This is a genomic window from Pseudomonas frederiksbergensis (genome assembly GCF_900105495.1).
GTDB classification, from domain to species: Bacteria; Pseudomonadota; Gammaproteobacteria; order Pseudomonadales; family Pseudomonadaceae; genus Aquipseudomonas; species Aquipseudomonas frederiksbergensis.
Genome location: NZ_FNTF01000002.1, coordinates 4,269,001 through 4,295,490, shown reverse-complemented (window position 1 = coordinate 4,295,490; position 26,490 = coordinate 4,269,001). Strand labels below are relative to the sequence as shown.

The window sequence follows — 26,490 nt, the reverse complement described above, 5'->3', positions numbered from 1 at the left end:
TACCTGACACATCATTTGTGAATGTGCCGCCGTCATCGCGGGCAAGCCCGCTCCCACAGGGATCGGTGGTGTTTTGAATAACAGGAGAAGATTCATGCGTTTAGTTCAGTTCGAATTGAGTAACGGCGAGCGCCGGGTGGGCGTTGTCGAAGACGGTCGGGTGCGCGAAGTGCAAGACGCGCGCACCGTTCGCGACCTGGCGTTGGCCGCGATAGAGGCCGGGGTCAATCTTGAGCAGCAGGTGAAAACCCTGGGCCTGGGCATCAGCCATGACTATGCCGAACTGCTGGCCAAGTTGCGCATCCTGCCGCCGCTGGATCATCCGGACCCGGCGCACATGCTGGTCAGCGGCACGGGCCTGACCCATCTGGGCAGCGCGTCGGCCCGGGACAAGATGCATCAGCAAGTCGGCGATGAAGCCGCGATGACCGACACCATGCGCATCTTCAAATGGGGCGTTGAGGGCGGCAAACCGACAGCGGGGCAGGCCGGCGTACAACCGGAATGGTTCTACAAGGGCGACGGCAGCATCGTCGTGCGTCCGGGCCAACCGTTCCCGCTGCCGCCGTTCGCCGAAGACGCGGGGGAGGAGCCGGAACTCAGCGGGCTCTACGTCATCGGCCACGACGGCAAACCGTATCGACTCGGTTTTGCCGTGGGCAACGAGTTCTCCGATCACGTGATGGAACGCAAGAATTACCTGTACCTGGCCCACTCCAAATTGCGCAGCTGCAGTTACGGACCGGAACTTCGCGTCGGTGAATTGCCGGAGCATCTGGCAGGCACCAGCCGCATCCTGCGTGACGGCGAAGTGCTGTGGCAGAACGAGTTTCTCAGTGGCGAGGCCAACATGTGCCACAGCCTGGAAAACCTCGAGTACCACCATTTCAAGTACAGCCAATTCCTGCGCCCGGGCGATGTACACATTCATTTCTTCGGCACCGCGACCCTGTCCTTTGCCGACGGCATTCGCACCCGGCCGGGTGACGTGTTCGAGATCAGTCAGGCCGAGTTCGGTGCACCGTTGATCAACGGGATTGCACCGGTTGAAGCAGCGTTCGAGCCCGGCACCGTTACCCCCCTTTAAGGAGATAGGCATGACCCGAATTCTTGGTCACAACTACATCGGCGGTCAGCGCAGTGCGGCCGGCCAACACAAACTACAGAGCGTCGACGCCAGCACGGGCGAAGCCCTGCCGTATGATTTCTCCCAGGCGACCCCGGAGGAAGTAGATGCCGCCGCCAAGACTGCTGCCGCGGCTTACCCGGCCTATCGCAGCCTGAGCGCCGAACGTCGGGCGCAATTTCTCGACGCGGTTGCCGATGAACTGGACGCGCTGGGCGATGACTTTGTGGCGCTGGTCTGCCGCGAAACCGCGCTGCCCGCCGCTCGGATTCAAGGCGAACGCGGTCGCACCAGCGGTCAGATGCGTTTGTTCGCCAAGGTGCTGCGTCGCGGTGATTTCTACGGTGCGCGGATCGATCAAGCGTTGCCTGAACGCCAACCGTTGCCGCGTCCGGACCTGCGTCAGTACCGCATCGGCCTCGGCCCGGTGGCCGTATTTGGTGCCAGCAACTTTCCGTTGGCGTTCTCCACAGCTGGCGGCGACACCGCATCGGCATTGGCCGCCGGATGCCCGGTGGTGTTCAAGGCCCACAGCGGTCACATGGCCACGGCCGAACAGGTGGCCGACGCGATCATCCGCGCCGCCGAGAAAACCGGTATGCCGGCCGGCGTGTTCAACATGATCTACGGCGGTGGCGTCGGCGAAGCGCTGGTCAAGCATCCGGCAATTCTGGCGGTTGGTTTTACCGGTTCGCTCAAGGGCGGCCGGGCGTTGTGTGACATGGCCGCAGCACGTGCGCAGCCCATTCCGGTGTTCGCCGAGATGTCGAGCATCAACCCGGTAATCGTGTTGCCGCAGGCGCTGCACGTTCGCGCCGAATCGGTCGCTCGTGACCTGACTGCTTCGGTGGTCCAGGGTTGTGGTCAGTTCTGCACCAATCCCGGCTTGGTGATTGGTATTCGTTCGCCTCAATTCACCACATTCGTGCAACAGGTGGCGGGGCTGATCGGCGATCAGCCGGCGCAAACCATGCTCAATGCCGGGACCCTGAGCAGCTATGGCAAAGGCCTGCAAAAACTCCTCGCTCACCCCGGCATCGAGCACCTGGCCGGCAGTGCGCAACAGGGCAATCAGGCGCAACCGCAGCTGTTCAAGGCCGATGTCAGCCTGTTGGTCAATGGCGACGAAGTGCTGCAGGAAGAAGTGTTCGGCCCGACCACGGTGTTCGTCGAGGTCGCCGATCAGGCGCAACTCAGCGCCGCGTTGAACGGCCTGCGCGGCCAGCTGACGGCGACGATCATTGGCGAGCCGGCGGATTTTGAGCAGTTCGCTGAGCTGACGCCGTTGCTGGAACAGAAGGTCGGTCGGATCCTGCTCAACGGCTATCCGACCGGCGTGGAAGTCTGCGATTCGATGGTCCACGGCGGGCCGTATCCGGCGACCTCCGATGCACGGGGCACCTCGGTGGGTACGCTGGCGATCGACCGTTTCCTGCGCCCGGTGTGCTTCCAGAACTATCCGGACAGCCTGCTGCCGGAGGCCTTGAAGAATGGCAATCCGCTGCGTATTCAGCGGTTGGTGGATGGCCAGCCTTCGCGCGAAGCCCTCTAAACCTGTGACTGATCGTTCCCACGCTCTGCGTGGGAATGCAGCCCGGGACGCTCCGCGTCCCTTCAAAGCCGAACGCAGAGCGTCCGAAGAGGCATTCCCACGCAGAGCGTGGGAACGATCATTGCGGTGTGATGAGCTATCATTGCGTCTTTCCCATTCAAAGATTGACTGCCATGACCGCCCCAACAGACACCTTGCTCGCCACCCTCGAACACTGCGATATGGTGGAAATCGACGGGCTGCACGCCTTCGAATTCTCCCTCGATGAAGACGACAACCTGCACATCGAATGCCTGGACGGTCGTGTGTCCAAGCACTGGGAATTCACCCCCGCCGAGGTCGAGGCCGCGACCTTCGATCCAGACCTGCAAAGCTGGTTGATCACCGGCAGTTCCGGTGAGCACCGCTTGGTGTGCATGACCGCGTTCCGCGGTGATGACGACGAGGAAGAAACGAATGAGGATGCGTAAGCTCTGGCCACTGTTGATGGTCGGCAGCGTCGGCGCAATGGGTTTTCAAGTTGCGTCGGCTGACGACTATCAGTTGCTGGTCGGTTCCTACACGGCCGGTCAGAGCCAGGGAATTTATCGCCTGAACTTCGACAGCGCTACCGGGCTGATCGACGCCAAGCCGTTGCAAGTGATCAAGAGCGAAAACCCATCCTGGCTGACCCTGTCCAAGGATCAGCGTCAGCTGTTCGTGGTCAACGAAAACGGCCCGGGGCAGACCGATCCGGTAGGGCGCGTCAGCAGTTATGCGATCGATCCGAAAACCCATGAGCTGAGCCTGATCAATCAGGTGCAGAGCCTGGGCAACGAGCCGACGCATTCGGGCCTCAGCGCTGAAGCCAGTCATCTGTTTGTCAGCAACTATTCGGTGTCTGAAGATCCGGGCGGCACCCTGGCGGTGTTGCCGGTGGACGCTGATGGCAAGCTCAAACCTGTGGTGCAGATGAGCAGCCATCCATCGAGCCGGGTCAATCCTGAACGGCAGATGTCGGCGCACGTGCATTCCACGGTTTCCTCGCCGGACGGCCAGTATGTGTTCTCCAATGACCTGGGCGCCGACAAGGTCTTTGCCTACCGCTTCGACCCCAAGGCCAACCCGGAACTGCCCTTGACCGCGGCTACACCGGCGTCTGTCCAGATGCCACCCGGCAGCGGTCCGCGTCATCTGCTGTTCAGCGCCGATGGCAAGCACGCGTGGCTGACCATGGAAATGAGCGCGCAGGTTGCGGTGTTCGATTACAAGGACGGCCAACTCAAGCAAACGCAGATGGTCGAGTTGGCGACGGGGCAACCCGTTTCGGACAAGGCCGCCGCTGCGCTTCACGCGTCGAGCGATGGCAAGTTTCTCTACGTCAGCAACCGTGGCACCACCAATCAGCTGTTGGTATTCGCCATCGATCCTGTGACCGGGCACCTCAAGGAACTGCAGCGCCGTTCCGTTGAAGGTGATCACCCGCGCGAGTTCAGCCTCGATCCGAGCGGCAAGTTCGTGTTGATCGCCAATCAGAAAAGCAACCAGATTGTCGTCGTCGAGCGCGATTCAAAGACAGGCCTGCTGGGTAAAACCGTGCAAAAACTGCCGATGGATGCCCCGAGCGACCTCAAGTTCCTGGTGCGTCAATAGGCCGCAGGCCCCGGTTGATGGGGCCTGCATCCTTCTATTAATGACGCTGATATCTGCTAATGCTACAAAAGATTTCAAGGTGCCAACCTCGACGGTTAAGTTTGCTTCACGGCCCCACCGGGCAAGCAAGCCAACTGAATCCGAGGAACAGCGCCATGAACTTCAATCTCTTCTCCGTAATCGCCGCTTCCGCCATCTCTGCCACCGTTGCGTTGCCAGCCAACGCCAACATTGAAATCAGCGATAAAAAATCCCACGCCCAAAGCTACACCCAGAAATACCTGCAACAGAGCGCTAACTTTTACGCCGCACTGGATCACAAGACCCAAGCCTGAAAGTTGAACCCTGCACCCTTTATGCAGGAGCGAAGTCACTTGCGCCGATCGAGCTGAAGCTTCGAGAAGCGTGAGTGATGTCGCTCCTGCATAACGCATTTACGACAGCATCATATTGCTATCAAACTAGTAATTGATATCACGGGGCCATTAGTTTAAATTTGACGCTGATTTTTTGACTCCTTCTCCTGATAAGGATCGACAGCATGGCAATGCGTCTGGCCGTGGTTCTTCTGTTTCTCTATTCCACCCCCATTCTTTCGGCTGCCCAGCCCGTTCCATCCGAGCCGGATGCGGCCCGCGAGCGCCTGATGAGTTTTATTGAAGACTGAGATAGTTTGGTTTAATGATTAACGAAGCTGATGGTTACTATGGATAACCCTGAGTGGTTATCACCGCTTTCTTGATCGATTCTGTGGGCATCGAAACATGCCTGCGGAGAACATCATGGTCAGCGCAATCATCACTTCTGCCAAACACGGCGCCTACCTGGCTATCGCTCTTTACGTGATCCTGGTGCTGTTTGTCAGCCTCTCGCCTCAATCGCGTCAACCTCTTGAAGCGCCAATTCAAGTCGCTCATCCCGGCATCCAGTTTGAACACCGTTCGCACACCGCGATGGTCGATCAGGCTGAACTCGCGGGAGTCGCCGGGGAATGAAAGGGCACAGACTTTGGGTCATCGCCTTCCTGGCGTTCATGACCAATGGATCTTCCTTGTTGGGGATCGGACAGGGCTCAGCGGGGTCGGTGGCACGGACTATCGAAGCCAATCACAACCTTGCTCGTAACATTGAAACCGCGAAGGCCCTGGGTCTGCTGACCGGCAATCCGCCAATCGAACGCCAGAACGATTTTTTCGGGCCGTTCCAGGTGGATTGCTCTGCGTTGCAGATGTGTGAAGTGTTGGCGTGAGTCGCCTAGACGACGCATCTGGTAGCAGCTGGCGAAGCCTGCGTTCGGCTGCGCAGCAGTCGTGAAACCAGAGTACGCGGTCTTCCAAGTAGATCTGACATACAGAATTTACGACTGCTGCGCAGCCGAACGCAGGCTTCGCCAGCTGCTACAGGGATCGGTGCGGCTACTTGCGCATCACGTCAGTAAATAGCTCCGACTCCAGAAACCGCTGCAACCAGGCCTGCAAACGGTGATAGGGCGATTGCCCGAACCACTCGCGATCCACATGGGCGAATTGCCGCACGAACGGCATCAGTGCCACATCCGCCAGGCTCGGATGCTCGGCCAGCAAGTAGTCGCGTCCCTCCAGCAACTCATCGAGCCTGCGCAAAAACACCTCGCCCTCAGCTCGATAAACCGTCATTGGCTGCTCGGGGTATCGCTCGGCGTACTTGTAGCGATTCAGGTGAACCTTGAACACCTGGTCGTTTTCTTCAATCAGCTCGGTGATCAGTTGCTGGCCGACAGGATCATCCTTGAGCAACCAATCCTGCGGATCGTTCTGCGCAAGGGCCCAGTGCATGATCGCCAGGCTTTCATCGATCACCTGACCGTCGACGCTCAGCACCGGCACCGTGCCTTTGCTCGACAGCGCGAGCATTTCGGCAGGTTTGGCCTTCAGGCTGACCTCGACAATGTTCACCGCAACCCCGGTGTAGCGCAGGGCCATGCGCGCCCGCATCGCGTAGGGGCAGCGGCGGAAGGAATACAGCGTATTCATTTCACCTCCAGCGTACTCAGGCCGTTGCCCTGACGGCGCACCTGAATCTGCACCGGAATCCGTTCGTGCATTTCCTGCACGTGTGAAATCACCGCGACTTTTCGTCCCTGCGCCTGCAAGCCGTCGAGCGCATCCATGGCCAGTTGCAGGGATTCCGGATCGAGGCTGCCGAAGCCTTCGTCGATGAACAACGATTCAATTTTCAGCGTGCTCGATGCCATCGATGCCAGACCGAGCGCCAGGGCCAGCGATACCAGGAACGTCTCGCCGCCGGACAACGAATGCACCGAACGCAGTTCATCACCCATCTCGGTGTCCATCACCAACAACCCAAGCATGCTGCCGCCACGCTTGAGGCGATAGCGCCGCACCAGTTGCCGCAACTGAACATTGGCGTGATGCACCAGCAGGTCGAGGTTGTAGGCCTGGGCGATCTTGCGGAAGGTGTCGCCCGTGGCCGAACCGATCAGTGCATTCAAACGTGCCCAGCGCTGGTATTCGGTGTAGGCGTCGGCGATCTGCTGCGCAAGGGCCTGATTGGCGTTTTGCCGGCGCTGATCCTCGGCCTGTTGGGCGCGGAGTTCGGCGCAACGGTGTTCGCTGGCGGTGAACAGGTTTTGCAGCTCGACAAGCGCTGTCGCCAGTTGTTCGGCGTCGAGATTGCCGTTGTGTTGTGCCTGGTGATTGAGCAGACGTTGATCGCGTTCCTGCAACAGGACTTTGGTCTGTTCGATGGCTTTTTCGCTTTGCTGCAATTGCTGGCGCAGTTCGCTGACCTGCTGGTCGTCGACACTCAGCAGAGCTTCCAGGCCACCGTCATCCAGTTCCGGATGCAAAGCGCGCCAGTCGGCGATCTTGCCGCTCAGCTCGCGATCTTCAGCTTCCAGTGCCTGCGCGCGTTCCTGCTGGGCCTTGAGTTCGGCGCCCAACTGCACCAGCCGCGTACGCACGGCTTGCAGTTCCTGATTGGCGGTCGCCTCGGCATTGCGCGCCTGTTCGACGGCTTGATCCAGTTGCTGCTGCCACTGCTCGGCGCTGTTGTGTTCGCCGAGCAATTGCCTGAGTTTTTGTTGGCAGGCCTGTTGCTGGTCGGCGAGGGCGGTGAACTGCTGGCGGGCCGTTTCCAACTGCTGGAGGCGAGTGAGTTGGCGGTCCTGTTCTTTCTCCAGCGTCTGCTGCCGTTGTTGCTGTTCGCCCAGTTCATCGCGTTGCTGATCGAGTTGCTCCAGGCGCTGGCTGATCTGCCGGTCCAACTGCATGAAGGTCGCGGCCGGTTCGTTGCGCAGCGCTTGCAGCGTATCGGCCGGGAGCAGGGTGCTGAACGCCGTCAATTCCTCGTCCAGACGCTGGCGATCGCTGCTCAACTCACGTTGCTGGTTGGCCAGGTGTTGGGCTGCTTGTTGGCTCGCCGCTTCAGCGCTACGCAGTTGCTGTTGAAGGCGCGCGGCGTCTTGCTGCAAGGTGAGCAGGGCGGTTTGCCGTTGTTCGTCTTGAGCGATGCTTTGGTTCAACTGATTGTTTTGCTGCATCAGCCAGGCATCGCGTTTAGCCGCATCCTGCGTGAGCAGCTGCGCAGCTAACGGATGTGCTTCAAGGCTCGGCGCCAGGCTCTGTTGCTGGGTCGCGAGGTGTTCTTGTTGCTGCAGCAACTCCTTTTGCTGGGCAATCACGCCGCCCACTTCAGCGCGCAGGTCAGTGAGCTGTTCTTTCAGCAGGTCGACGGCTTTTTGGGCGTTGGCCTGTTCGCTTTCATCATGCCGGCCAAGGCTCTGCAGCAGGGCTTCGGGCTGATGATAAGGATGGTCGGGGCTGCCACAAACCGGGCATGGCTGATCGTCCTGCAGCTGCTCGCGCAGTTCTTCGACGCTGGCGCTGCGAGCCAGGCGCTGGCGTTCCAGCAGTTCGCGGGTGACGGTCAGGGTCTGTTCGGCGACGAGCAATTCGCTCTTGGCTTTCACACCCTCCTGGGTCAGACGTTCTCGTTCTTGCTGAGCGATCATCTGACGCTGCTGGAGCTCGGACGCGCGTTTGTCCAGTTCCTGCTGACTGGCCCACAGGCGCGTCAGTTCCTCTAAGGCCCGCTGCTGCTTGCGGTTATCTTGCAACAGACTCCCGAGAATCTGGATCTGCTCGGCCACCGCTTCCGGTTCGGCGCCGGCCTCCTTGTACAGCACTTCAAGGTTCTGGCGCTGAGTGGACAGGTCCTCGGCAGCGCGAGCGGCGCTTTGTTCCAGGGCGGCCAGTTCGGCCTGGCCCTTGTTCAGGCGATTGCCGATCAGCATCAGCTGTTGCAGGCGATCACGGTAGGCGTTCCAGGCATCGCTCAAGGGCGCCAGAGGGGTGCTTTGCTCAAGCTCCCCGGCAATCCGCTGCAAACGTTCGGCGACCTGTTTCTGTTGGTCGAGCAAGCCTTGGATCGTGTTTTGGCCCTGAGTGCAGGCCAATTCCGCCTGCTGCTTGAGGTCGGCACTGCGGCTGGCATCCTTGACCAGACGGGCGAGGGTGCTTTGCTCTTCGAAGGCCTGACGCAGCAGCGGAGCGCTTGAGGTGTGTTGGCTTTGCGCCTCGACCAGCGCGGTCTGCGCAGTGCTGAGGCTGTTTTCGAGTTGCGTCTGGCGCTCGTTCAGCTCGGCTTGCTGTTGAGTGTGTTGCTGAATTTGCGCTGCCAGCGGTGTGAGCTGGGCGGTGAGCTCAGTCTTGCGGGCGAACTGGTGCCGTTGCGGGGCCAGTTGTTCCAGGCGAGTCAGCTTCAAGCGTTCGCCGGACAGGCCCTCCCAGTGCTGCCGGGCCGCTTGCAGTTGTTCGGTGGCGCTCTGTTGTTCGTCCTGTAACTGACGCAAGTCCTTGAGCCAGGTGTGTTGCAGTTCCAATTGCTTGAGTTGCGCTTGCTGGGTCTTGAGTTGTTGCTGAGCCTCGTTGAAGCGTTCATCGAGTTCCGCCCGGGCCTCCGGCGACAACGGCGTCACGCCGGTGGCCTGGTCCTGCAACAGTTTGTGGGTGTCGCGAGCCTCTTTGGTTTTGTCGAACGCCCGGCGACCGAGGCGCGTATACAACGCGGTGTCGGTGAGTTTCTCCAGCAGTTCGCTACGTTCGTTGTCGTTAGCCTTGAGGAACGCACTGAATTCGCTTTGAGCCAACAGCACCGCACGGGTGAATTGCTCAAAGTTCAGGCCCAGTACAGATTCGAGCTGGGTTTTGAATTCAACTTTCTGACTGGCCAGCAGTTGATCCAGATCGATGTCGCGCAAACTCTGACGGCTGGCTTGCAGCTTGCCGCTGGCCTTCTCGCGGGCGCGATTAGCTTCCCAGCGAGCGCGGTAGCGACGGCCATCGATGCCAACGAAATCGACTTCGGCATACCCTTCACCTGTGCCACGACGCAGCAACGTGCGCGGGTCGCCGGTGCTGATCTCGCCGTCGGCATCTGGCGCTTTGGCAGACACCTGGGCATTGCTCAGCCGAGGCACAGCACCGAACAGCGCCAGGCACAAGGCGTCGAGCAAGGTGCTTTTACCGGCGCCGGTCGGCCCGGTGATCGCGAACAGACCGGCGCTGGCCAGCGGCTCAGCGGTAAAGTCGATTTCAAAAGGCCCGGCCAGTGAGGCGAGGTTTTTCAGGCGGATCGCGAGGATCTTCATGGTTGTTCGCTCTCCATCTGCACGTCTTGCAACAACTCGGCGAAGTCCTTGAGGGTTTGCTCGTCGACCTCGCTGCCGTAGTTGTCCTGCCAGGCGCGGCTGAACAACTCCTGAGGTGAGAGCTGGTCAAGCTCGATCAAGGTCGCGCCGTCATCCACGCCATCGCGGCTGCCGTTGCCGGCGTATTCAGCGGCGATCCGCACCAGGCGCACGGCTTTGCCTTGCAGGGCGGTTTCCACTTGATATCGCAAGTCCGGTTGCGGTTCATCGAGGCGCACCCGAACTTCCAGCCAAGGCTGGCGCTGGATATCGGCCAGCAGGTCGATGTTCGGCAGGTCGGCCAGTTGCAGGAGGATCTCCGCCAATGGCGCGGGACCGATGCGTTGCAGATTCACCGCCCGGGGGATCAGCTTGGGTTCGACGCTGACCAGGGTTTCGCCTTTCAGTGTGATGTCGAGAATCTGGTGCTGATAGCCAATCTCGGAGAACGACAACGGAATCGGCGAGCCGCTGTAGCGGATGCGCTCTTCACCATTGACCTTCTGCGGCTTGTGCAAGTGACCGAGGGCGACGTAACTGATGCTTGGCCCGAACAGGCTGGCGGGCAGTGCTTCGGCGTTGCCGATGATCAGGCTGCGCTCGGAGTCTTCCGACACCGAACCGCCGGCCATGTGCGCGTGGCTGATGGCGATCAGCGCTTGTCCCGGTTTGCGCTTGGCATTGGCCGCTTCGATCAACCATTCGTGAACCTGACCGATACCGCGCAGGTAGTTGTCACCCAAATGCGCGCCAGTCACCTCGGCGGGGCGCAGGAACGGCAGCGCCAGGCACCAGGCGACGGTTTTGCCTTTGGCATCCGGCAATGGCAGCAGCAGGCGTTCAGCGTCGAGTTGACCGTCATCCAGCCACAGCACACGACCCAGCGCATGCGTACGCAAACGTCGCATCAACGGCGCGGGCAGTTCGATCCGCGAACCGGAATCGTGGTTGCCGGCGATCATCACGATGGTCAGCTTCGGCTGTTGTTCATGGGCGCTGACGATGAAATCGTAGAGGCGTTCCTGGGCTTTGACCGGCGGGTTGACCGTGTCGAAGATATCGCCGGCAATCAGCAGCACGTCAGGCTGGTCCAGCTTCAGCTGGCGCAGCAGCCACTCGAGAAAGCAGGCGTGTTCGAAATCGCGTTCCTGGCCGTGCAGGTTTTGCCCAAGGTGCCAGTCGGAGGTGTGAAACAGACGCAAGGTGAACTCCGTAGGAAATAAGGTGATGGCCGCGAGGAAAATGATGGCGGCTAAAGGGGAGGGAGTTTACTGGCAAACACGTTGCAGGTGGTCAACACCACAACCCTGTAGCAGCTGGCGAAGCCTGCGTTCGGCTGCGCAGCAGTCGTAGAACCAGCTTGCATGGCTTGTCTGATACACCGCATGTGCCGATTTTACGACTGCTGCGCAGCCGAACGCAGGCTTCGCCAGCTGCTACAGGGAATGCGGTGGCAGTGGTTATTTGGGGTAGAGCGGCGGGAGGCCACTGTCGCCCACCGGGTCCTGAACCCGCTCGGCAATTGGAATCGCCTTGATCGCCCGCCACAGGTCTTCACCTTGCCAATGCTGGCCGGTTTCGCTGTAGAGCGCACCGTTCAAGCCATCGAGGGCGTCGGACAACGGCACAAAGCGTGCCGCCATATCGGCCAGGGTTTCCGGTTGTTGGCGGGCCCAGGCGTCGAGGGCCTGGCGGGTGGCGTGGGAGTCGTTGGCCTGACAGGCGCGCTTGAGATCGTCGAGTACGGTGCGCGGGCTCGGGCCGGTCTGCGCCGCGCGCAGGATTGCCGGTTGCCAACGGGCGCGCCACCAGAGGCCGAAGCCCAGCAGAGTGGTGCAGGCCAGGATCAAGGTGCTGAGTTTCCACCACCAGAGGGCTTCGTTGTCGGCCGCGGAAAAGACTTGAGGCATGCCGGTCGGGGTGTCGACCATCAGGCTCGGATTGTTCGCCACCGGTAGGGTTTGAGCCGGCAGGCTGCTGTGATCGAGGTGGTCCTCGAAGGTGTTCCACCAGACGACTTCGACCGCTGGCAACTCGATTGCGCCAGCACGCGTTGGCACCAGGGCTTCGCGGTCTTCGCGGCTGCCGATCAGGCCGCGCTCGCTGTTCTGATTGCCCAGCACCGGTTGATCCGGGTAGCGGCGCAAGCCGTTGACGTCGGTGGCAGGCAGCGGCGGCAACTGCGAACTGTCCAGGCCTTCAGCCTTTACGGTCAGACTGCGGGTCAACGAATCACCCACCTGCGCATGCCCCGGTTCTGGGTTCCAGCTTTCGCTCAGGCTGAGGCTACGGGCCGGCAGCCACGGCACGTCGGCCGGGTAGGAGGCGGGTTTGGCCTTGACCGTCAGCAGGATCTCGGCGGAGCTGACACGCATCAGTTTGCCGGATTTCGGTGCCTGCGCGACGGCGTCCTTGGCAGGCTGTGCGTCCACCAGTGCGGCATTGAATACCTGCGGTGGAATGACCAACTCACCGCTGTGTTGCGGGTAGATCGCGTAGCGCTTCTCGATAACGCCGTGACGCAGGCCATTGATGTCTTTTTCGTAGGTGCGCGCCTCGCCCAGTTGCTCGATGCGCACATCGGGGATTTGCAAAGGGGGCAGGCTGCTGTCGTCGTACAGCGACACCGAATGGTAGATACGCAGGGTCAGGATCGCCTGGGCTTGTACGTACACGCTGTTTTGATCGAGGCTGGCGTCGATGAACACCGGAGCCTGTTTGGTCGGGCTGTCCTGGGTTTCGGTTTCGACCACTTGCACGCTAATCGACTGGCTCTGTACGTCCCCCAGTTGCAGTGACGGAATCACCACGCTGCCGTTCTGCCGAGGTAGCAGGGTAATGATCCAGCGAGTGGTCGCACGGTTATCGCCGTTCAGGGTGGTCAGCTGGTTGACCTGACGGCTGCCGCGCACTTCGAACAACGCCTCCAGCGGTGTCAGATCAGGCTTGCCGAACTGCGTGACATCGTTGGTTTCCAGGGTCAGTTCAACCGTTTCGCCGCTGTTCAGGCGACTGCGATCCACACTGGCGACCAGCCCCGCAGCCTGGGCCTGAACAGTGCAGAGCAGCAATGCGAACGAGAAAGTGGTGAAGCGGGTCATCGAGTTTTTTCCTGATCCTGATGTTGTTGCTGTTCGTACCAGAATTTGCGCCTGAGCAATTCACCCGGGTCATCCGGGATCTTGCGCAGCCATTGTTCCAGCGCCTGGCGCTGTTCGCCCTCGATGCTATCGTTGGCCGGGCGCATTGGTGGTCGGGTGCTGTCTTCATTCCCCAGCTCGCTGCCCGGGACTTCGTTGGTGCCGGTTTTCGGCGGCGTTTTGCTCTGTGGGTCTGAGTCCGCCGTGGTTTGTTGGCCGTCGGTTTTCGGTTCGCCCTCATCCAACGCTTGCGTGGCCGCGCCCGGCGGCGGTTCTTGCGTGGGGGGCTCGGTCTGGTTGTCAGTGTTTTTGTCCGGATCAACGGGCGGTGAAGTGTTTTTCTGCTTGAGCAGGCTTTCCACCAACGCTTTGTTGGTCAGGGCCGGACGCAAATCCGGTTGACGCTCCAGCGCTTGATCGTAGGCATCCAGCGCGGCTTCCAGCTCACCGCTTTTGGCCAGGGCGTTGCCACGATTGTAGTGGGCGTGGGCGTCGCTGCCTTCGGCGAACCGCTGGGCGGCACCGCTATAGTCGCCAGCTTCGTAGCGCGCGACACCTTGCCATTGTCGATCTTCGAAATGCTGCGCAGCCTCGGCCGGGCGCTTCTGCTTGAGCAAGATCAGACCTTGTTGGTCTGCTCGCAGCCACAAATCTTTGAAGTCGAAGGCATAACTCGGTTGTGGCAGTAAAAACAGCAGGGGCAGGCAGAACAGCCAGCCGCGACGACCGGCGCACGCCGCCAGCAGCAGCAACGGCAACAATAGCCAGTAACCCTGATCGGCCCATGTATCGAGGCGCAAGGTCTGGCCGTCGTTGCGCAGCATGCGTGGCCCCTCGAGCAAGCCGAGGGCGCGCAGGTCGGCATCGTCCAGGCGTGCGTGGGTATAGCGTCCGTCCAGGTCGTTGGCAAAGGCTTTCAGGCTTGGCTCATCCAGATGCGGCACCAGAATCGCGCCCTGATCGTCTTTCAGAAAACTGCCGTCCTCCTGGGTAATCGGCGCGCCTTCGGCAGTGCCGATGCCAATCATCAGAAATTGTGTCGACTTGCCGTCCAGCGCCTGCTGGATCCCCTGGCGTTCCAGTTCGGTCAAGGTTGAGCCGATCAGCAGGATCCGCCCCTCGCCGAGGGCACCCTGTTCCAGCAGGGCAAGAGCCTTGGTCACCGCCAGATCGGCGCGATGTCCCACTTGGGGCATCAGCGAAGGCTTGAGGGCATCCAATAGATTGCGGCTGGTCGACAGGTCATCCGACAGTGGCACCAGCGTGTGAGCGCTGCCGGAGTAGACGATGATCGCGGTCTGGGCATCGCTGCGGTTTTCCAGAAGATCGAACAGCTTGCGTCGGGACTGCTCCAGCCGGTTGGGGGAGACGTCGGTGGCGAGCATTTCCGGGGTCAGCTCCAGGACCACGACCAGCGGATCGGCGGGTTTCTGGCTGGCTTGCTCGACACGTTCCCAGCTGGGTCCGATCAGCGCCAGAACGGTCAGCACCCAGGCACATCCCAGGATGACCCACGGCAATTTGCTGTCGCGACCGTTGCCGCCACTGAGCAACGCGGCATGGAAGGCCGGCGGCAGAATCATCTGCCAGCGCCCGGCGCGTTTCTGCCGATGCCAGAGTTGCCAGAGCAACCAGCCGAGTAATGGCAATAACAGCAACCACCAGGGGCGGAACAAGTACGGCCAGAGCGCGCTCATCGGCGCCTCCGCAGGCGCAGGCGCTTGAGCCGCTGGCGCCAGTCAGGCAGTTGAGTTTGCAAAAGATCCTTGGTGAACAGTCGCCGCAACGGGTTATCAGGCCAGCGCTCGCGAACCACCAGCAGCATGCTCAATAGCAACCCCATTGCCAAAGGCCAGTGGTACAACGCCTGAGCCGGGCGGGCCTGAGTCGGTTGCTGGGTTACCGGCTCCAGTTTGTCGAGGGTGTCCTTGATCGCTTGCAGCTCCTTGTCATCATGGGCGCGAAAATACTGGCCACCGGTGGCTTCGGCGATCGCCATCAAGGAGGGTTCGTCGAGGTCGAGGCTCGGGTTGACGCCCAGAAAACCCAACGTGCCGCTTTGCTCCGGATCGGCGCCGATACCGATCGTGTAGATTTTCACGCCTTCGCTGGCTGCCAGCCGCGCCGCCGTGAGCGGGTCGATTTGGCCACCGTTGTTGGCGCCGTCAGTGACCAGGATCAGTACGCGACTTTGTGCCGGGCGTTGGCGCAGGCGCTTGAGGGCCAGGCCGATGGCATCGCCGATGGCGGTGTTCTTGCCGGCGATGCCGATCCGCGCTTCGTCGAGCCACACGCGCACCGTGTGCCGGTCGAATGTCAGCGGTGCTTGCAGATAGGCCTGGCTGCCGAACAGGATCAGGCCCACGCGATCGCCGTCGCGACTTTCAAGGAAATCACCGAGCAAATGCTGCACCAGTGTGAGTCGACTGACTTCTTCGTCCTGCCATTGCATGTCGGGGAAGTCCATCGAGCCGGACACGTCGACCGCTACCAGCAGATCGCGACCGCTGGCGGCGATGGGCAGCGGTTCGCCAAGCCATTGCGGGCGCGCCGCGGCGATCAGCAGCAACAGCCACAGCAGAATGAACGGTGCCTGTTGGCGCCAGGCGGGCAGGTTGGCCCGGGCGCGGCGGCGGACCAGGCCTTCGAGGTCGCCGAGGAAACTGACTTTGAGCGCCGGCTCGCCGCTGTCGGCGACAGGCAGCACGATGCGCATCAGCCACGGCAGCGGCAACAGGGCAAAGATCCACGGCCAGGCGAACTCAAACATGTTTACGAATCCAGGTGTCGACCGCTTGAGTCAGGCCGGCGATGGCCTTGTCGTCGAGTTTGCATTCAGGTTTGTAGGCGCCTTCAACCAGTACCATCCAGCGGGTCAGGCCGGCGGCCGGGCAGCGATTGTCGAGGAATGCCAGCCATTTGCGCCCATTGAGGGTGTGGCTCTGGCTGTAGGGGTAATGGTTGCGGCACAGGCGTTTGAGCAAACCGTTGAGCTGCTGCAACCAGGCACCGGCCGGGGCACCGTCGTAGGGTTTGGGCATCCGCGCCAGTTCTGCCAGCGCGGCGAGGCGTACCGGGTCCAGTGGTTGTTCGGCGCGCACGATCGGGCGTTTGTTCAGAAAGAAACGCCTTGCCTTCCACAGACCGAAACCGACGAGCGGCAGTAACAGCAGCAACAACCACCAGCCTGGTGCCGGTGGCCAGAATTCGATGGGAGGCGGGGAGATCAGCGGTTGCAGTTGATCGAGGCTGCTCATCGGCCTTTCCCCGGTTTCTGCGGGTTCAGGTACTCGCGCAGTTGTTCGACCATCTCGCTCTGGGTGCTCAAGGGCATCAGCAATACTCGCAGCTTCTGCGCCAGCAATTCCCAGCGAGCGAGGCGCGCTTCGGCCTGGGCGCGATAGGTCTGGCGCAGCTCGAAATTCAGGGTGTCGAGTTCCAGTTGCGCACCGCGTTCGGCGAAACGTAAAAGTCCGGCGGCGGGCAGGGCGTGATCGAGAGGGTCGGATACCGGCAGCAGTAACAGGTCACAATGCCGCGACAACAGGCTCAGCTGTTGTTCGGCGCCCTCGGTCAGGGTGCGTTCGTCGCAGATAATGATCACCAGGCTGCCGGGACGCAGGACTTCCCGGGCGCGACGCAGGGCAATGTTGAAGGCGTCCCGGTCCGGCTCGTTTTCCGTGTGCAGCGACTGATTGACCCGCACCAGACGATTGAGCAATTGCAGCAGGCTCTGTTTGCTGCGTCGTGGCTTGATTTCATAGTGCTCGTTGTTGCCGAACACCAGTCCGCCGACCCGATCGTTATGACCCAGTGCGGCCCAGCCGATCAGGCTCGCGGCCTGGGCGGCGAGCACCGATTTGAACATCAGCCCCGAGCCGAAAAACAGCCGGCGACTTTGCTCGACCATGATGAAAATCGGCCGCTCGCGCTCTTCATGGAACAGCTTGGTGTGGGGTTCCTGGGTGCGGGCGGTGACGCGCCAGTCGATGCTGCGCACGTCATCGCCGGCCTGATAGACCCGCACCTGATCGAAATCCACCCCGCGCCCGCGCAGTTTCGAATGGTGCAAGCCAATCAGCGGGCTGCGCTGGCTCGGTGTGGAAAACAGTTGCACTTCACGCACGCGATGGCGCATCTCGATCAGCTCGGCGAGGCTGACACGGATGCCCGGTTCGGGCGGCAGGATGGCTTTCATCGAGGTCAAGCGACGGCTACGACGTCGAGAATCCGCTGGACCACCCGGTCCTGGTCGATGCCCGCGGCTTCGGCTTCAAAGGAAAGAATGATGCGGTGGCGCAGTACGTCGAACAGCACCGCTTGAATGTCTTCGGGGCTGACGAAGTCGCGCCCGGCCAGCCAGGCATGGGCCCGGGCGCAACGGTCAAGGGCAATCGAACCGCGCGGGCTGGCGCCATAGGCGATCCATTCGGCCATCTCCGGGTCGAACTTGGCGGGGGTGCGGGTGGCCATGACCAGTTGCACCAGGTATTCCTCCACAGCGTCGGCCATGTACAAACCGAGGATTTCCTTGCGCGCGGCAAAAATCGCCTGCTGGCTGACCCGGCGCTCGGGCTTGGTTTCGCCGTTCAGCGCTTCACCACGGGCCTGTTGCAGGATCCGACGTTCGACGGCGGCGTCCGGGAAGCCGATTTTCACGTGCATCAGGAAGCGGTCGAGCTGCGCTTCGGGCAATGGATAGGTGCCTTCCTGCTCGATCGGGTTTTGTGTGGCCATTACCAGAAACAGCGGCGACAGCTCGTACGTGCTGCGCCCGACGCTGACCTGGCGCTCGCCCATGGCCTCGAGCAGGGCCGATTGAACCTTGGCCGGGGCGCGGTTGATTTCGTCCGCCAGCACCAGGTTGTGGAAGATCGGGCCTTGCTGGAACACGAAGCTGCCGGTTTCCGGGCGATAGATCTCCGTACCGGTGATATCGGCGGGCAGCAGGTCGGGGGTGAACTGGATGCGATGGAACTGTGCTTCGATGCCTTCGGCAAGTTCTTTGATGGCCTTGGTCTTGGCCAGGCCCGGAGCGCCCTCGACCAGCATGTGGCCGTCGGCGAGCAAGGCGATGAGCAAGCGCTCGATGAGTTTTTCCTGGCCGAGAATCTGCGTTGAAAGAAAGGTTCGCAGCGCTAGCAGCGCTTCACGATGTTCCATCGATGACTGTTCCTGGAAAGGTGACCGAAGACGTTCGAATAACGCCAGGGCTGGGGGCGTTACTTTAATCTATCGCGGGGGGCGGCGACTAACGGCATTTTGTGCAAAGTGCGGGAATTGATTGGCGAAATTGTTTGAATTTTGTAGGACCCAGAGGCTGGTGGTGTTCTTTCGGGCCTCATCGCGAGCAGGCTCGCTCCCACATTGGAATTGTGCTGGACGCAAATTTTGCATCCGCGGGAGCCCCCCTGTGGGAGTGAGCCTGCTCGCGATGAGGCCGGTTCAGGCGCCCGAGATTCTGAAGCTCAGAGCTGGCTTATATAGGTGCCAGTGCCCTTGAGAATGTTCTGCAATGTCTCTTCCACTTCAGCCAGATCGCTCGCATCAGTGCTGTGAATGATTTCCAGCGAATCATCACCATTGAGCGCATCGGCGTCAGCGGCGGCGATTTCGATCAGCAGGCGGGTAGGGCTGAGGGTGACTTTTACGCCGTCCAGCGTTGAAGGCTCGTCGCCGAGGCTGATGTCCAGCGCATCCTCGTCCGGGTAGCGGGTCATCAGGAACATATCGCCCTGATCGCTGTGGCAGCAGAGCATGGCCATGTTGTCTTCTTCGTCGTCGCACGGGTTGACGATCAAGAGGGCGGTGGTCATTTGCATGGGGAATTCCTGGCTCGACGAGCGTTGTGAAGACGAACAAAGGGCGATTCTGCCAGCCCTCGGGAATTTCTGCTCGCCTGAGTGTCTGAGGATGTGTCATGAGCATCCAGGGTGTCGCTGGTCATTTCTGGTACGGATGTGCCGCAAAACCGGGCTTAAACCCCCCGTTTTGCCGTGCGGCTGCTAGTGTTGTTCGATGCACAAGGCGCAAGCTGCGTACCGATGACCGAATATGTCGCAGCGCTGCAAGCACGGGCCTTGCCGCACTGGTTAAGCTGCGCAACGGATGAGCACCTGTAAAGGCATTGCGCTGTACCTTGCCCAGTCGTTTTTGCAGATGCCCATTCTTGGAAGGTGAATGTGACCTGAGTGTCTCGTCCAGCTTCACCCACCTGTCATCCTGTTTCCTCTGCCCGAGAATCAGGAACAGGGTGACGGATTGCCCCGAAAGGGGTTTGCACGCGACGCTTCCATCAATAACAAGCCCAAGCGGAGTACCACAGATGGCGTTCTTCACCGCAGCCAGCAAAGCCGACTTCCAGCACCAACTGCAAGCGGCACTGGCCCAGCACATCAGTGAACAGGCACTGCCACAAGTGGCGCTGTTCGCGGAACAATTTTTCGGCATCATTTCCCTGGACGAGCTGACCCAGCGTCGGTTGTCCGACCTCGCCGGCTGCACCCTTTCTGCGTGGCGCCTGCTTGAGCGCTTCGATCACGCGCAACCGCAAGTGCGCGTCTACAACCCCGATTACGAACGCCACGGCTGGCAGTCGACCCACACCGCGGTCGAAGTGCTGCACCACGACTTGCCATTTCTGGTGGACTCGGTACGCACCGAGCTGAACCGTCGCGGCTACAGCATCCACACCCTGCAAACCACTGTGCTGAGCGTGCGTCGCGGCAGCAAGGGCGAGCTGCTGGAAATCCTGCCGAAAGGCACCCAGGGCGACGACGTGCTGCAAGAGTCGTTGATGTACCTGGAAATCGACCGTTGCGCCAACTCGGCGGAACTGAATGTCCTGAGCAAGGAACTGGAACAGGTTCTCGGTGAAGTCCGCGTTGCGGTCGCCGATTTCGAACCGATGAAAGCCAAGGTCCAGGAAATCCTCACCGGCCTGGACAACAGCCAGTTCGCTGTCGATGCTGAAGAAAAAGCCGAAATCAAAAGCTTCCTGGAATGGCTGGTGGGCAACCACTTCACCTTCCTGGGCTATGAAGAGTTCGTGGTTCGCGATGAGGCCGACGGCGGCCACATCGTCTACGATCAGGACTCCTTCCTCGGCCTGACCAAATTGCTACGCACCGGCCTGACCTACGATGACCTGCGCATCGAAGACTATGCCGTGAACTACCTGCGCGAACCGACCCTGTTGTCGTTCGCCAAGGCTGCACACCCAAGCCGTGTACACCGTCCGGCTTACCCGGATTACGTGTCGATCCGTGAAATCGACGCCGACGGCAACGTCATCAAGGAATGCCGTTTCATGGGCCTGTACACCTCCTCGGTGTATGGCGAGAGCGTGCGGGTCATCCCGTACATCCGCCGCAAGGTCGAGGAAATCGAACGTCGTTCCGGCTTCCAGGCCAAGGCTCATCTGGGCAAGGAACTGGCGCAGGTGGTTGAAGTTCTGCCGCGCGATGACCTGTTCCAGACCCCGGTCGACGAACTGTTCATCACCGTGATGTCGATCGTGCAGATCCAGGAGCGCAACAAGATTCGCGTGTTCCTGCGCAAAGACCCGTACGGTCGTTTCTGCTACTGCCTGGCCTACGTGCCCCGCGACATCTACTCCACCGAAGTGCGCCAGAAGATCCAGCAAGTGCTGATGGATCGCCTGAAAGCCTCGGACTGCGAGTTCTGGACTTTCTTCTCCGAGTCCGTGCTGGCCCGCGTGCAACTGATTCTGCGTGTCGATCCGAAAAACCGTCTGGACATCGACCCGGTTCTGCTGGAAAAAGAAGTCGTGCAAGCCTGCCGCAGCTGGCAGGACGACTACGCAAGCCTGGTGGTCGAAAGCTTCGGCGAAGCCCACGGCACCAACGTGCTGGCCGACTTCCCGAAAGGCTTTCCGGCCGGTTACCGCGAGCGTTTCGCCGCGCATTCGGCTGTGGTCGACATGCAGCACCTGTTGAGCCTGAAAGAATCCAATCCGCTGGTGATGAGCTTCTATCAGCCATTGGGTCAGGTTTCCGGCCAGCGCGAGTTGCATTGCAAGCTGTATCACGCCGATACTCCGCTGGCATTGTCCGACGTGTTGCCGATTCTGGAAAACCTCGGCCTGCGCGTGCTGGGTGAGTTCCCGTATCGCCTGCGTCACAACAATGGCCGCGAGTTCTGGATTCACGACTTCGCGTTCACCGCCGCTGAAGGTCTGGAACTCGACATTCAGCAACTCAACGACACCTTGCAGGACGCGTTCGTCCACATCGTGCGTGGCGATGCCGAGAACGATGCGTTCAACCGCCTGGTGCTGACCGCCGGCCTGCCATGGCGCGACGTCGCGCTGCTGCGTGCCTACGCCCGTTACATGAAGCAGATTCGCCTGGGCTTCGACCTGGGTTACATCGCCAGCACCCTGAACAACCACACCGACATCGCTCGCGAATTGACCCGGTTGTTCAAAACCCGTTTCTACCTGGCGCGCAAGCTGACCGGCGACGATCTGGAAGACAAGCAGCAACGCCTGGAGCACGCGATTCTCAGCGCACTGGACGACGTTCAGGTACTGAACGAAGACCGCATCCTGCGTCGCTACCTGGACCTGATCAAGGCCACCCTGCGGACCAACTTCTACCAGACCGACGCCCACGGTCAGAACAAGTCCTACTTCAGCTTCAAGTTCAACCCGCACCAGATTCCAGAGCTGCCGAAGCCAGTACCGAAGTTCGAAATCTTCGTTTACTCGCCACGCGTCGAAGGCGTGCACCTGCGCTTCGGCAACGTTGCTCGCGGTGGTCTGCGCTGGTCTGATCGTGAAGAAGACTACCGCACCGAAGTCCTGGGCCTGGTAAAAGCCCAGCAAGTGAAGAACTCGGTCATCGTGCCGGTGGGCGCCAAGGGCGGCTTCCTGCCGCGTCGCCTGCCACTGGGTGGCGGTCGAGACGAGATCGCGGCCGAGGGCATCGCCTGCTACCGCATCTTCATCTCGGGCCTGTTGGATATCACCGACAACCTGAAAGACGGCGCGCTGGTACCGCCGGCCAACGTCGTGCGTCATGACGACGATGACCCGTACCTGGTGGTGGCAGCGGACAAGGGCACTGCAACCTTCTCCGACATCGCCAACGGTATCGCCATCGACTACGGCTTCTGGCTCGGCGATGCGTTCGCATCGGGCGGCTCGGCCGGTTACGACCACAAGAAGATGGGCATCACCGCCAAGGGCGCGTGGGTTGGCGTTCAACGTCACTTCCGCGAACGCGGCATCAATGTCCAGGAAGACAACATCACGGTAGTTGGCGTCGGCGACATGGCCGGTGACGTGTTCGGTAACGGCTTGTTGATGTCCGACAAGCTGCAACTGGTCGCAGCGTTCAACCACCTGCACATCTTCATTGACCCGAACCCGGAGCCGGCGAACAGCTTCGCCGAGCGTCAGCGCCTGTTCGACCTGCCGCGTTCGGCCTGGTCGGATTACGACACCAGCATCATGTCCGAAGGCGGCGGGATCTTCTCCCGTAGCGCGAAAAGCATCGCGATTTCCCCGCAGATGAAAGAGCGCTTCGACATTCAGGCTGACAAGCTGACCCCGACCGAACTGCTGAACGCCTTGCTCAAGGCACCGGTGGATCTGTTGTGGAACGGCGGTATCGGTACGTACGTCAAAGCCAGCAGCGAAAGCCACGCCGATGTCGGCGACAAGGCCAACGATGCACTGCGCGTGAACGGCAACGAACTGCGCTGCAAAGTCGTGGGCGAGGGCGGTAACCTCGGTATGACCCAGCTGGGTCGTGTCGAATTCGGCCTCAATGGCGGCGGTTCCAACACCGACTTCATCGACAACGCCGGTGGTGTGGACTGCTCCGACCACGAAGTGAACATCAAGATCCTGCTGAACGAAGTGGTTCATGCCGGTGACATGACCGACAAGCAACGTAACCAGTTGCTGGCGAGCATGACCGACGAAGTCGGCAACCTGGTGCTGGGCAACAACTACAAGCAGACTCAGGCATTGTCCCTGGCGGCACGCCGCGCCTTCGTGCGGATTGCCGAATACAAGCGCCTGATGAACGATCTGGAAGGCCGCGGCAAGCTGGATCGCGCCATCGAGTTCCTGCCGTCCGAAGAAGCGATCAACGAGCGTCTCGCGGAAGGCCATGGCCTGACCCGTGCAGAGCTGTCGGTGCTGATCTCCTACAGCAAGATCGACCTCAAGGAAGCGCTGCTCAATTCCCTGGTGCCGGACGACGATTACCTGACGCGCGACATGGAAACCGCTTTCCCGCCGACCCTGGTGAGCAAGTTCTCCGACGCCATGCGCCGTCACCGTCTGAAGCGTGAAATCGTCAGCACCCAGATCGCCAACGATCTGGTCAACCACATGGGCATCACCTTCGTTCAACGACTCAAAGAGTCGACCGGTATGAGCCCGGCGAACGTGGCCGGTGCTTACGTGATCGTGCGTGACATCTTCCACCTCCCGCACTGGTTCCGTCAGATTGAAGCCTTGGACTACCAGGTTTCTGCCGACGTGCAACTGGAGCTAATGGATGAGCTGATGCGTCTGGGCCGTCGCGCTACGCGCTGGTTCCTGCGCAGCCGTCGCAACGAGCAGAATGCTGCCCGTGACGTCGCGCACTTCGGTCCACATCTGGCAGCGCTGGGCCTCAAGCTCGACGAACTGCTGGAAGGCCCGACCCGCGAAGGCTGGCAGACCCGTTATCAGGCGTACGTTGCGGCTGGCGTTCCTGAGTTGCTGGCGCGCATGGTTGCAGGCACCACTCACCTGTACACCTTGCTGCCGATCATCGAAGCGTCCGACGTGACCGGTCAGAACCCCGCCGACGTGGCGAAGGCTTACTTCGCCGTGGGCAGCGCGCTGGACATCACCTGGTATCTGCAACAGATCAGCGCTCTGCCGGTTGAAAACAACTGGCAGGCCCTGGCTCGTGAAGCGTTCCGCGACGATGTCGACTGGCAACAACGTGCGATCACCATCTCTGTCCTGCAACAGGGCGACGGCACCCAGGACGTGGAAACCCGTCTGGAGCTGTGGATGGAAGAGCACGAAGGCATGATCGAACGCTGGCGCGCCATGCTGGTAGAAATCCGTGCCGCCAGCGGCACTGATTACGCCATGTATGCGGTGGCCAACCGTGAGTTGCTGGATCTGGCGTTGAGCGGTCAAGCGGTAGTGCCAGTCACTGCCACTAGCATTGCCAGCGCTGAGTTGGAGCCGGCTGCCTGATCAGGCGCTGAATGAAGAAGCCCCGCATTGAGAGATGCGGGGTTTTTTTTGCCTGGTATTTTTGTGGCGTTTGGTCGGGCCTCATCGCGAGCAGGCTCACTCCCACATTAGTTTGCATCGTACACAGAACTAATGTGGGAGCGAACCTGCTCGAGATGGGGCCATTTGCCTCAATACAACTTTTGACCTGTTGTGTTATCGATCATCGACACTTTATCTGTCGGCCTGGTCAATAAATTACTGAGCGACCGGTCAAACTTCTGCAGCGCCCGAACTTGCACATTCTGTTGTTCGTTTATATCGGCAACGATCTCTTCGCTGCGCTTATAGTCCGCCCATATCGGACTCAGTTCTTTAGCGTCATGACCTTGCGCAGTGCCGATGTAGTTGAAGTTGGAATCGTAGAACGACGCGCTGACATTCGCGCTGATATCCGAACTGCGCGAGGTCATCAATTGACTGCGCGTATCGACGATGGCGACCACGTCCGGTTTAGCGGCCCTTAGACTTTGCATGTCCGGGTACACCGTCACCGAGCCAAACTGACGTTGCAAGGATGCTTTGACCCAGTCCACCGCCAGGTCCGGTTTGGAGGTGGCGACGTAAGCGTCGTGAATCGACTGCACCAACAGGCTCTGGCCGAAACCGGTGCCGGCGTTGGCCTGGTAATCCTGAAGGTAGGCGCGGTTGGTTTGAGTGTTGCGGCTGTACACGATGCCCAGGGACACGTTGCTGCCATTGGTGATATGCGTGGCGCTGCTGCGGCCCACCGGCTCGGTGAAAATGCCGTCGAGCGAAGAAACAGCCTTCGGTGCAGTGGGAATAGAACAACCCGTTAAAAGAACCGTCATCGACAAGGTACTGACAAGTGCAAGTTTCATGGTGTTTCTCCCGTGAAACAACTTGAGTCGGAAAGTTAATAGGTCGGACACAGTTGGGGAGATTCCAGACTAAACCTATCGTCACTGAATGAGTTGGCCAATCACCGTACTTGTGAGGCGACTACTAGTTTTGTTTGGTTTAAAAGCCCCCGGTTAATTACGCCGGGAAATAAAAAGGCCCGAATGCTTAATTCGAGCCTGTTTATTTATGGCTGACGTAACAGCTATCAGTTTTCCAAAGGGATCAATATTTTTTCTTCTGGCGCTAACACCATAAACACCAACAGTTTGGCGGGTTTGCTGGTACTGGCATTTTTCGAGACCAAATGCTCCGAGCCGGCCGGTTCGTACCAGTATTCACCGGCCTTGTACGTGATCGCCTTTTCGCCTTTGACCTGGGAAATGATTTCTCCCGAAAGGACGTAAGCCATGGCCGTGCCCTCGTGCTTGTGGGCGATGGATGATTGGCCGGGTTTGTAATCGACTTCGATCATCAGCGCTTTTTTACCCGGTGCGTTTTTCAACATCTGGTCCTGCAACACGGTTACCTTTTCTGAAGGCGCGGCTTCGTGGGCGAATGCTGAGTTGCAAAAGGTCAGGGCCAGGGCGGCGAGGGGCGTAGCACAGTAGCGGAAGGCGTTCATGGGTTATCACCTGCTGTGGTTAGTGGCAGGGACCACAGTAAGTCTCGGCCGACGCCAATCAAACAGCCAATTTTCCTGAAGGCGAGGGGGCCAATCATGGGCGTTGAAACAACAAGATCGCCGCCTCCAGCCACTTCTGCAGAGGTACCCATAGCCCTGCAGGAGTAGCCGAAGGCGGCGATCTAATTTCTAAACGATAGGAAAGCTGTTGAAATCGACGCTGTTGGCCAGGCGGCTGTCGATCAGGCCGATAAAGCCTTGGACTTCAGGGCAGTTGAAGTGCATTTGCATGGCCGCTTCCGATTGCCAGCGGGCGCTGACCGTCCAGCGGTTGTCGTCCTCGGGGCAGCGGTCGACCATATAGGAATCACAGCCCGGTAGTTCGCGCAGGGTGTCGACAATCTTTTGCAGTTGCTTGCCCAGTTCGTCCGAGCGGCCGGCGGCGGCCTGCACCTTAACGGTATTGATCACTTCGTTGGACATTGCTCACACTCCTGAATCAGGCCGGACGAATCCTGCTCATTGAGGGATAACGTTTATGCAGGATAGGCCTGCATCCCCGGACCACCAATAGCCAATCGCGGGATAAAAAC

Annotated in this window: 22 protein-coding genes; 9 read left to right on the top strand and 13 right to left on the bottom strand. The window is 60.3% G+C overall.

Annotation, left to right across the window (positions count from 1 at the left end; genetic code table 11):
• The first annotated feature begins 94 nt into the window (after positions 1-94).
• The 8 genes from araD1 (at position 95) to BLW70_RS20025 (ending at position 5,559) form a co-directional block, all read left to right on the top strand.
• The gene (araD1, locus tag BLW70_RS20055; protein WP_074876882.1) at positions 95-1,087 is read left to right on the top strand and encodes an AraD1 family protein; all 993 of its coding nucleotides are present in this window, start codon (positions 95-97) and stop codon (positions 1,085-1,087) included.
• Positions 1,088-1,097: 10 nt separating this feature from the next.
• On the top strand, positions 1,098-2,678 hold the full coding sequence (locus BLW70_RS20050; protein ID WP_074876881.1) for an aldehyde dehydrogenase (NADP(+)): 1,581 nt from the start codon (positions 1,098-1,100) through the stop codon (positions 2,676-2,678).
• A 173-nt stretch (positions 2,679-2,851) separates the two neighbouring features.
• Positions 2,852-3,148 (top strand): DUF5629 family protein, encoded by a 297-nt coding sequence (locus BLW70_RS20045; RefSeq protein WP_074876879.1) that lies wholly within the window; start codon positions 2,852-2,854, stop codon positions 3,146-3,148.
• Complete coding sequence (locus tag BLW70_RS20040; RefSeq protein ID WP_074876877.1) at positions 3,141-4,310, top strand: lactonase family protein; 1,170 nt, start codon at positions 3,141-3,143, stop codon at positions 4,308-4,310. Before BLW70_RS20045 ends, BLW70_RS20040 begins: the two co-directional genes overlap by 8 nt.
• Before the next feature lie 155 nt (positions 4,311-4,465).
• Positions 4,466-4,645 carry a hypothetical protein gene (locus BLW70_RS20035; protein WP_074876875.1) on the top strand — a complete coding sequence of 60 codons (180 nt, stop codon included), beginning with the start codon at positions 4,466-4,468 and terminating at the stop codon, positions 4,643-4,645.
• 206 nt (positions 4,646-4,851) lie between these two features.
• Positions 4,852-4,977, top strand: coding sequence for a hypothetical protein (locus BLW70_RS31320; RefSeq protein WP_256581124.1), 126 nt, complete (start codon positions 4,852-4,854; stop codon positions 4,975-4,977).
• A 115-nt stretch (positions 4,978-5,092) separates the two neighbouring features.
• A complete protein-coding gene (locus tag BLW70_RS20030) occupies positions 5,093-5,305 on the top strand; it encodes a hypothetical protein (protein ID WP_074876874.1) in 213 nt (70 codons plus the stop codon).
• Positions 5,302-5,559: a hypothetical protein gene (locus BLW70_RS20025; protein ID WP_074876872.1), complete on the top strand. Its 258-nt coding sequence runs from the start codon at positions 5,302-5,304 to the stop codon at positions 5,557-5,559. The genes BLW70_RS20030 and BLW70_RS20025 overlap by 4 nt, the downstream gene beginning before the upstream one ends.
• 166 nt (positions 5,560-5,725) lie before the next feature.
• Here the strand turns inward: BLW70_RS20025 and BLW70_RS20020 are convergent, their stop codons facing one another.
• The 10 genes from BLW70_RS20020 to BLW70_RS19975 all read right to left on the bottom strand — a co-directional run bounded on the left by BLW70_RS20020 (position 5,726) and on the right by BLW70_RS19975 (position 18,961).
• Positions 5,726-6,322 carry a glutathione S-transferase gene (locus BLW70_RS20020; protein WP_074876870.1) on the bottom strand — a complete coding sequence of 199 codons (597 nt, stop codon included), beginning with the start codon at positions 6,320-6,322 and terminating at the stop codon, positions 5,726-5,728.
• Positions 6,319-9,960 (bottom strand): AAA family ATPase, encoded by a 3,642-nt coding sequence (locus BLW70_RS20015; RefSeq protein WP_074876868.1) that lies wholly within the window; start codon positions 9,958-9,960, stop codon positions 6,319-6,321. Before BLW70_RS20015 ends, BLW70_RS20020 begins: the two co-directional genes overlap by 4 nt.
• Complete coding sequence (locus BLW70_RS20010) at positions 9,957-11,201, bottom strand: exonuclease SbcCD subunit D C-terminal domain-containing protein (protein WP_074876866.1); 1,245 nt, start codon at positions 11,199-11,201, stop codon at positions 9,957-9,959. The genes BLW70_RS20015 and BLW70_RS20010 overlap by 4 nt, the downstream gene beginning before the upstream one ends.
• Positions 11,202-11,459: 258 nt before the next feature.
• Entirely contained in the window at positions 11,460-13,100 is a 1,641-nt protein-coding gene (locus tag BLW70_RS20005; RefSeq protein WP_074876864.1) for a BatD family protein, read from the bottom strand.
• Positions 13,097-14,836 (bottom strand): tetratricopeptide repeat protein, encoded by a 1,740-nt coding sequence (locus BLW70_RS20000; RefSeq protein WP_074876862.1) that lies wholly within the window; start codon positions 14,834-14,836, stop codon positions 13,097-13,099. Before BLW70_RS20000 ends, BLW70_RS20005 begins: the two co-directional genes overlap by 4 nt.
• Entirely contained in the window at positions 14,833-15,909 is a 1,077-nt protein-coding gene (locus tag BLW70_RS19995) for a vWA domain-containing protein (protein ID WP_074876860.1), read from the bottom strand. The genes BLW70_RS20000 and BLW70_RS19995 overlap by 4 nt, the downstream gene beginning before the upstream one ends.
• Positions 15,902-16,396, bottom strand: a complete 495-nt coding sequence (locus tag BLW70_RS19990; RefSeq protein ID WP_074876858.1) for a DUF4381 domain-containing protein — start codon at positions 16,394-16,396, stop codon at positions 15,902-15,904. The genes BLW70_RS19995 and BLW70_RS19990 overlap by 8 nt, the downstream gene beginning before the upstream one ends.
• Complete coding sequence (locus BLW70_RS19985; RefSeq protein ID WP_074876855.1) at positions 16,393-17,337, bottom strand: DUF58 domain-containing protein; 945 nt, start codon at positions 17,335-17,337, stop codon at positions 16,393-16,395. The genes BLW70_RS19990 and BLW70_RS19985 overlap by 4 nt, the downstream gene beginning before the upstream one ends.
• A gap of 5 nt (positions 17,338-17,342) precedes the next feature.
• Positions 17,343-18,302 (bottom strand): AAA family ATPase, encoded by a 960-nt coding sequence (locus BLW70_RS19980; RefSeq protein ID WP_008150800.1) that lies wholly within the window; start codon positions 18,300-18,302, stop codon positions 17,343-17,345.
• A 305-nt stretch (positions 18,303-18,607) separates the two neighbouring features.
• The gene (locus BLW70_RS19975; protein ID WP_074876853.1) at positions 18,608-18,961 is read right to left on the bottom strand and encodes a hypothetical protein; all 354 of its coding nucleotides are present in this window, start codon (positions 18,959-18,961) and stop codon (positions 18,608-18,610) included.
• Between the two features lie 503 nt (positions 18,962-19,464).
• Here BLW70_RS19975 and BLW70_RS19970 point away from each other — a divergent pair.
• Positions 19,465-24,372: an NAD-glutamate dehydrogenase gene (locus BLW70_RS19970; RefSeq protein ID WP_074876851.1), complete on the top strand. Its 4,908-nt coding sequence runs from the start codon at positions 19,465-19,467 to the stop codon at positions 24,370-24,372.
• 170 nt (positions 24,373-24,542) lie between these two features.
• On the opposite strand, the gene BLW70_RS19965 is transcribed toward BLW70_RS19970, so the two are convergent.
• The 3 genes from BLW70_RS19965 to BLW70_RS19955 all read right to left on the bottom strand — a co-directional run bounded on the left by BLW70_RS19965 (position 24,543) and on the right by BLW70_RS19955 (position 26,380).
• Positions 24,543-25,253 (bottom strand): ATPase, encoded by a 711-nt coding sequence (locus BLW70_RS19965; RefSeq protein ID WP_074876849.1) that lies wholly within the window; start codon positions 25,251-25,253, stop codon positions 24,543-24,545.
• 227 nt (positions 25,254-25,480) lie between these two features.
• A complete protein-coding gene (locus BLW70_RS19960; RefSeq protein ID WP_074876847.1) occupies positions 25,481-25,897 on the bottom strand; it encodes a cupin domain-containing protein in 417 nt (138 codons plus the stop codon).
• A 189-nt stretch (positions 25,898-26,086) separates the two neighbouring features.
• Positions 26,087-26,380, bottom strand: a complete 294-nt coding sequence (locus tag BLW70_RS19955) for a putative quinol monooxygenase (protein ID WP_008150809.1) — start codon at positions 26,378-26,380, stop codon at positions 26,087-26,089.
• Between the last annotated feature and the right edge of the window lie 110 nt (positions 26,381-26,490).

Bases quoted from the DNA above. Each gene is read 5' to 3' on its own strand.
- BLW70_RS19995 (WP_074876860.1), bottom strand. From the start codon at position 15,909: ATGTTTGAGTTCGCCTGGCCGTGGATCTTTGCCCTGTTGCCGCTGCCG.
- BLW70_RS20030 (WP_074876874.1), top strand. From the start codon at position 5,093: ATGGTCAGCGCAATCATCACTTCTGCCAAACACGGCGCCTACCTGGCT.
- BLW70_RS19965 (WP_074876849.1), bottom strand. From the start codon at position 25,253: ATGAAACTTGCACTTGTCAGTACCTTGTCGATGACGGTTCTTTTAACG.
- BLW70_RS20025 (WP_074876872.1), top strand. From the start codon at position 5,302: ATGAAAGGGCACAGACTTTGGGTCATCGCCTTCCTGGCGTTCATGACC.
- BLW70_RS20005 (WP_074876864.1), bottom strand. From the start codon at position 13,100: ATGACCCGCTTCACCACTTTCTCGTTCGCATTGCTGCTCTGCACTGTT.
- BLW70_RS20040 (WP_074876877.1), top strand. From the start codon at position 3,141: ATGCGTAAGCTCTGGCCACTGTTGATGGTCGGCAGCGTCGGCGCAATG.
- BLW70_RS20020 (WP_074876870.1), bottom strand. From the start codon at position 6,322: ATGAATACGCTGTATTCCTTCCGCCGCTGCCCCTACGCGATGCGGGCG.
- BLW70_RS19990 (WP_074876858.1), bottom strand. From the start codon at position 16,396: ATGAGCAGCCTCGATCAACTGCAACCGCTGATCTCCCCGCCTCCCATC.
- BLW70_RS31320 (WP_256581124.1), top strand. From the start codon at position 4,852: ATGGCAATGCGTCTGGCCGTGGTTCTTCTGTTTCTCTATTCCACCCCC.
- BLW70_RS19985 (WP_074876855.1), bottom strand. From the start codon at position 17,337: ATGAAAGCCATCCTGCCGCCCGAACCGGGCATCCGTGTCAGCCTCGCC.
- BLW70_RS20015 (WP_074876868.1), bottom strand. From the start codon at position 9,960: ATGAAGATCCTCGCGATCCGCCTGAAAAACCTCGCCTCACTGGCCGGG.
- BLW70_RS20050 (WP_074876881.1), top strand. From the start codon at position 1,098: ATGACCCGAATTCTTGGTCACAACTACATCGGCGGTCAGCGCAGTGCG.
- BLW70_RS19955 (WP_008150809.1), bottom strand. From the start codon at position 26,380: ATGTCCAACGAAGTGATCAATACCGTTAAGGTGCAGGCCGCCGCCGGC.
- BLW70_RS20000 (WP_074876862.1), bottom strand. From the start codon at position 14,836: ATGAGCGCGCTCTGGCCGTACTTGTTCCGCCCCTGGTGGTTGCTGTTA.
- BLW70_RS20035 (WP_074876875.1), top strand. From the start codon at position 4,466: ATGAACTTCAATCTCTTCTCCGTAATCGCCGCTTCCGCCATCTCTGCC.
- BLW70_RS19975 (WP_074876853.1), bottom strand. From the start codon at position 18,961: ATGCAAATGACCACCGCCCTCTTGATCGTCAACCCGTGCGACGACGAA.
- BLW70_RS20045 (WP_074876879.1), top strand. From the start codon at position 2,852: ATGACCGCCCCAACAGACACCTTGCTCGCCACCCTCGAACACTGCGAT.
- BLW70_RS19980 (WP_008150800.1), bottom strand. From the start codon at position 18,302: ATGGAACATCGTGAAGCGCTGCTAGCGCTGCGAACCTTTCTTTCAACG.
- BLW70_RS19960 (WP_074876847.1), bottom strand. From the start codon at position 25,897: ATGAACGCCTTCCGCTACTGTGCTACGCCCCTCGCCGCCCTGGCCCTG.
- araD1 (WP_074876882.1), top strand. From the start codon at position 95: ATGCGTTTAGTTCAGTTCGAATTGAGTAACGGCGAGCGCCGGGTGGGC.
- BLW70_RS19970 (WP_074876851.1), top strand. From the start codon at position 19,465: ATGGCGTTCTTCACCGCAGCCAGCAAAGCCGACTTCCAGCACCAACTG.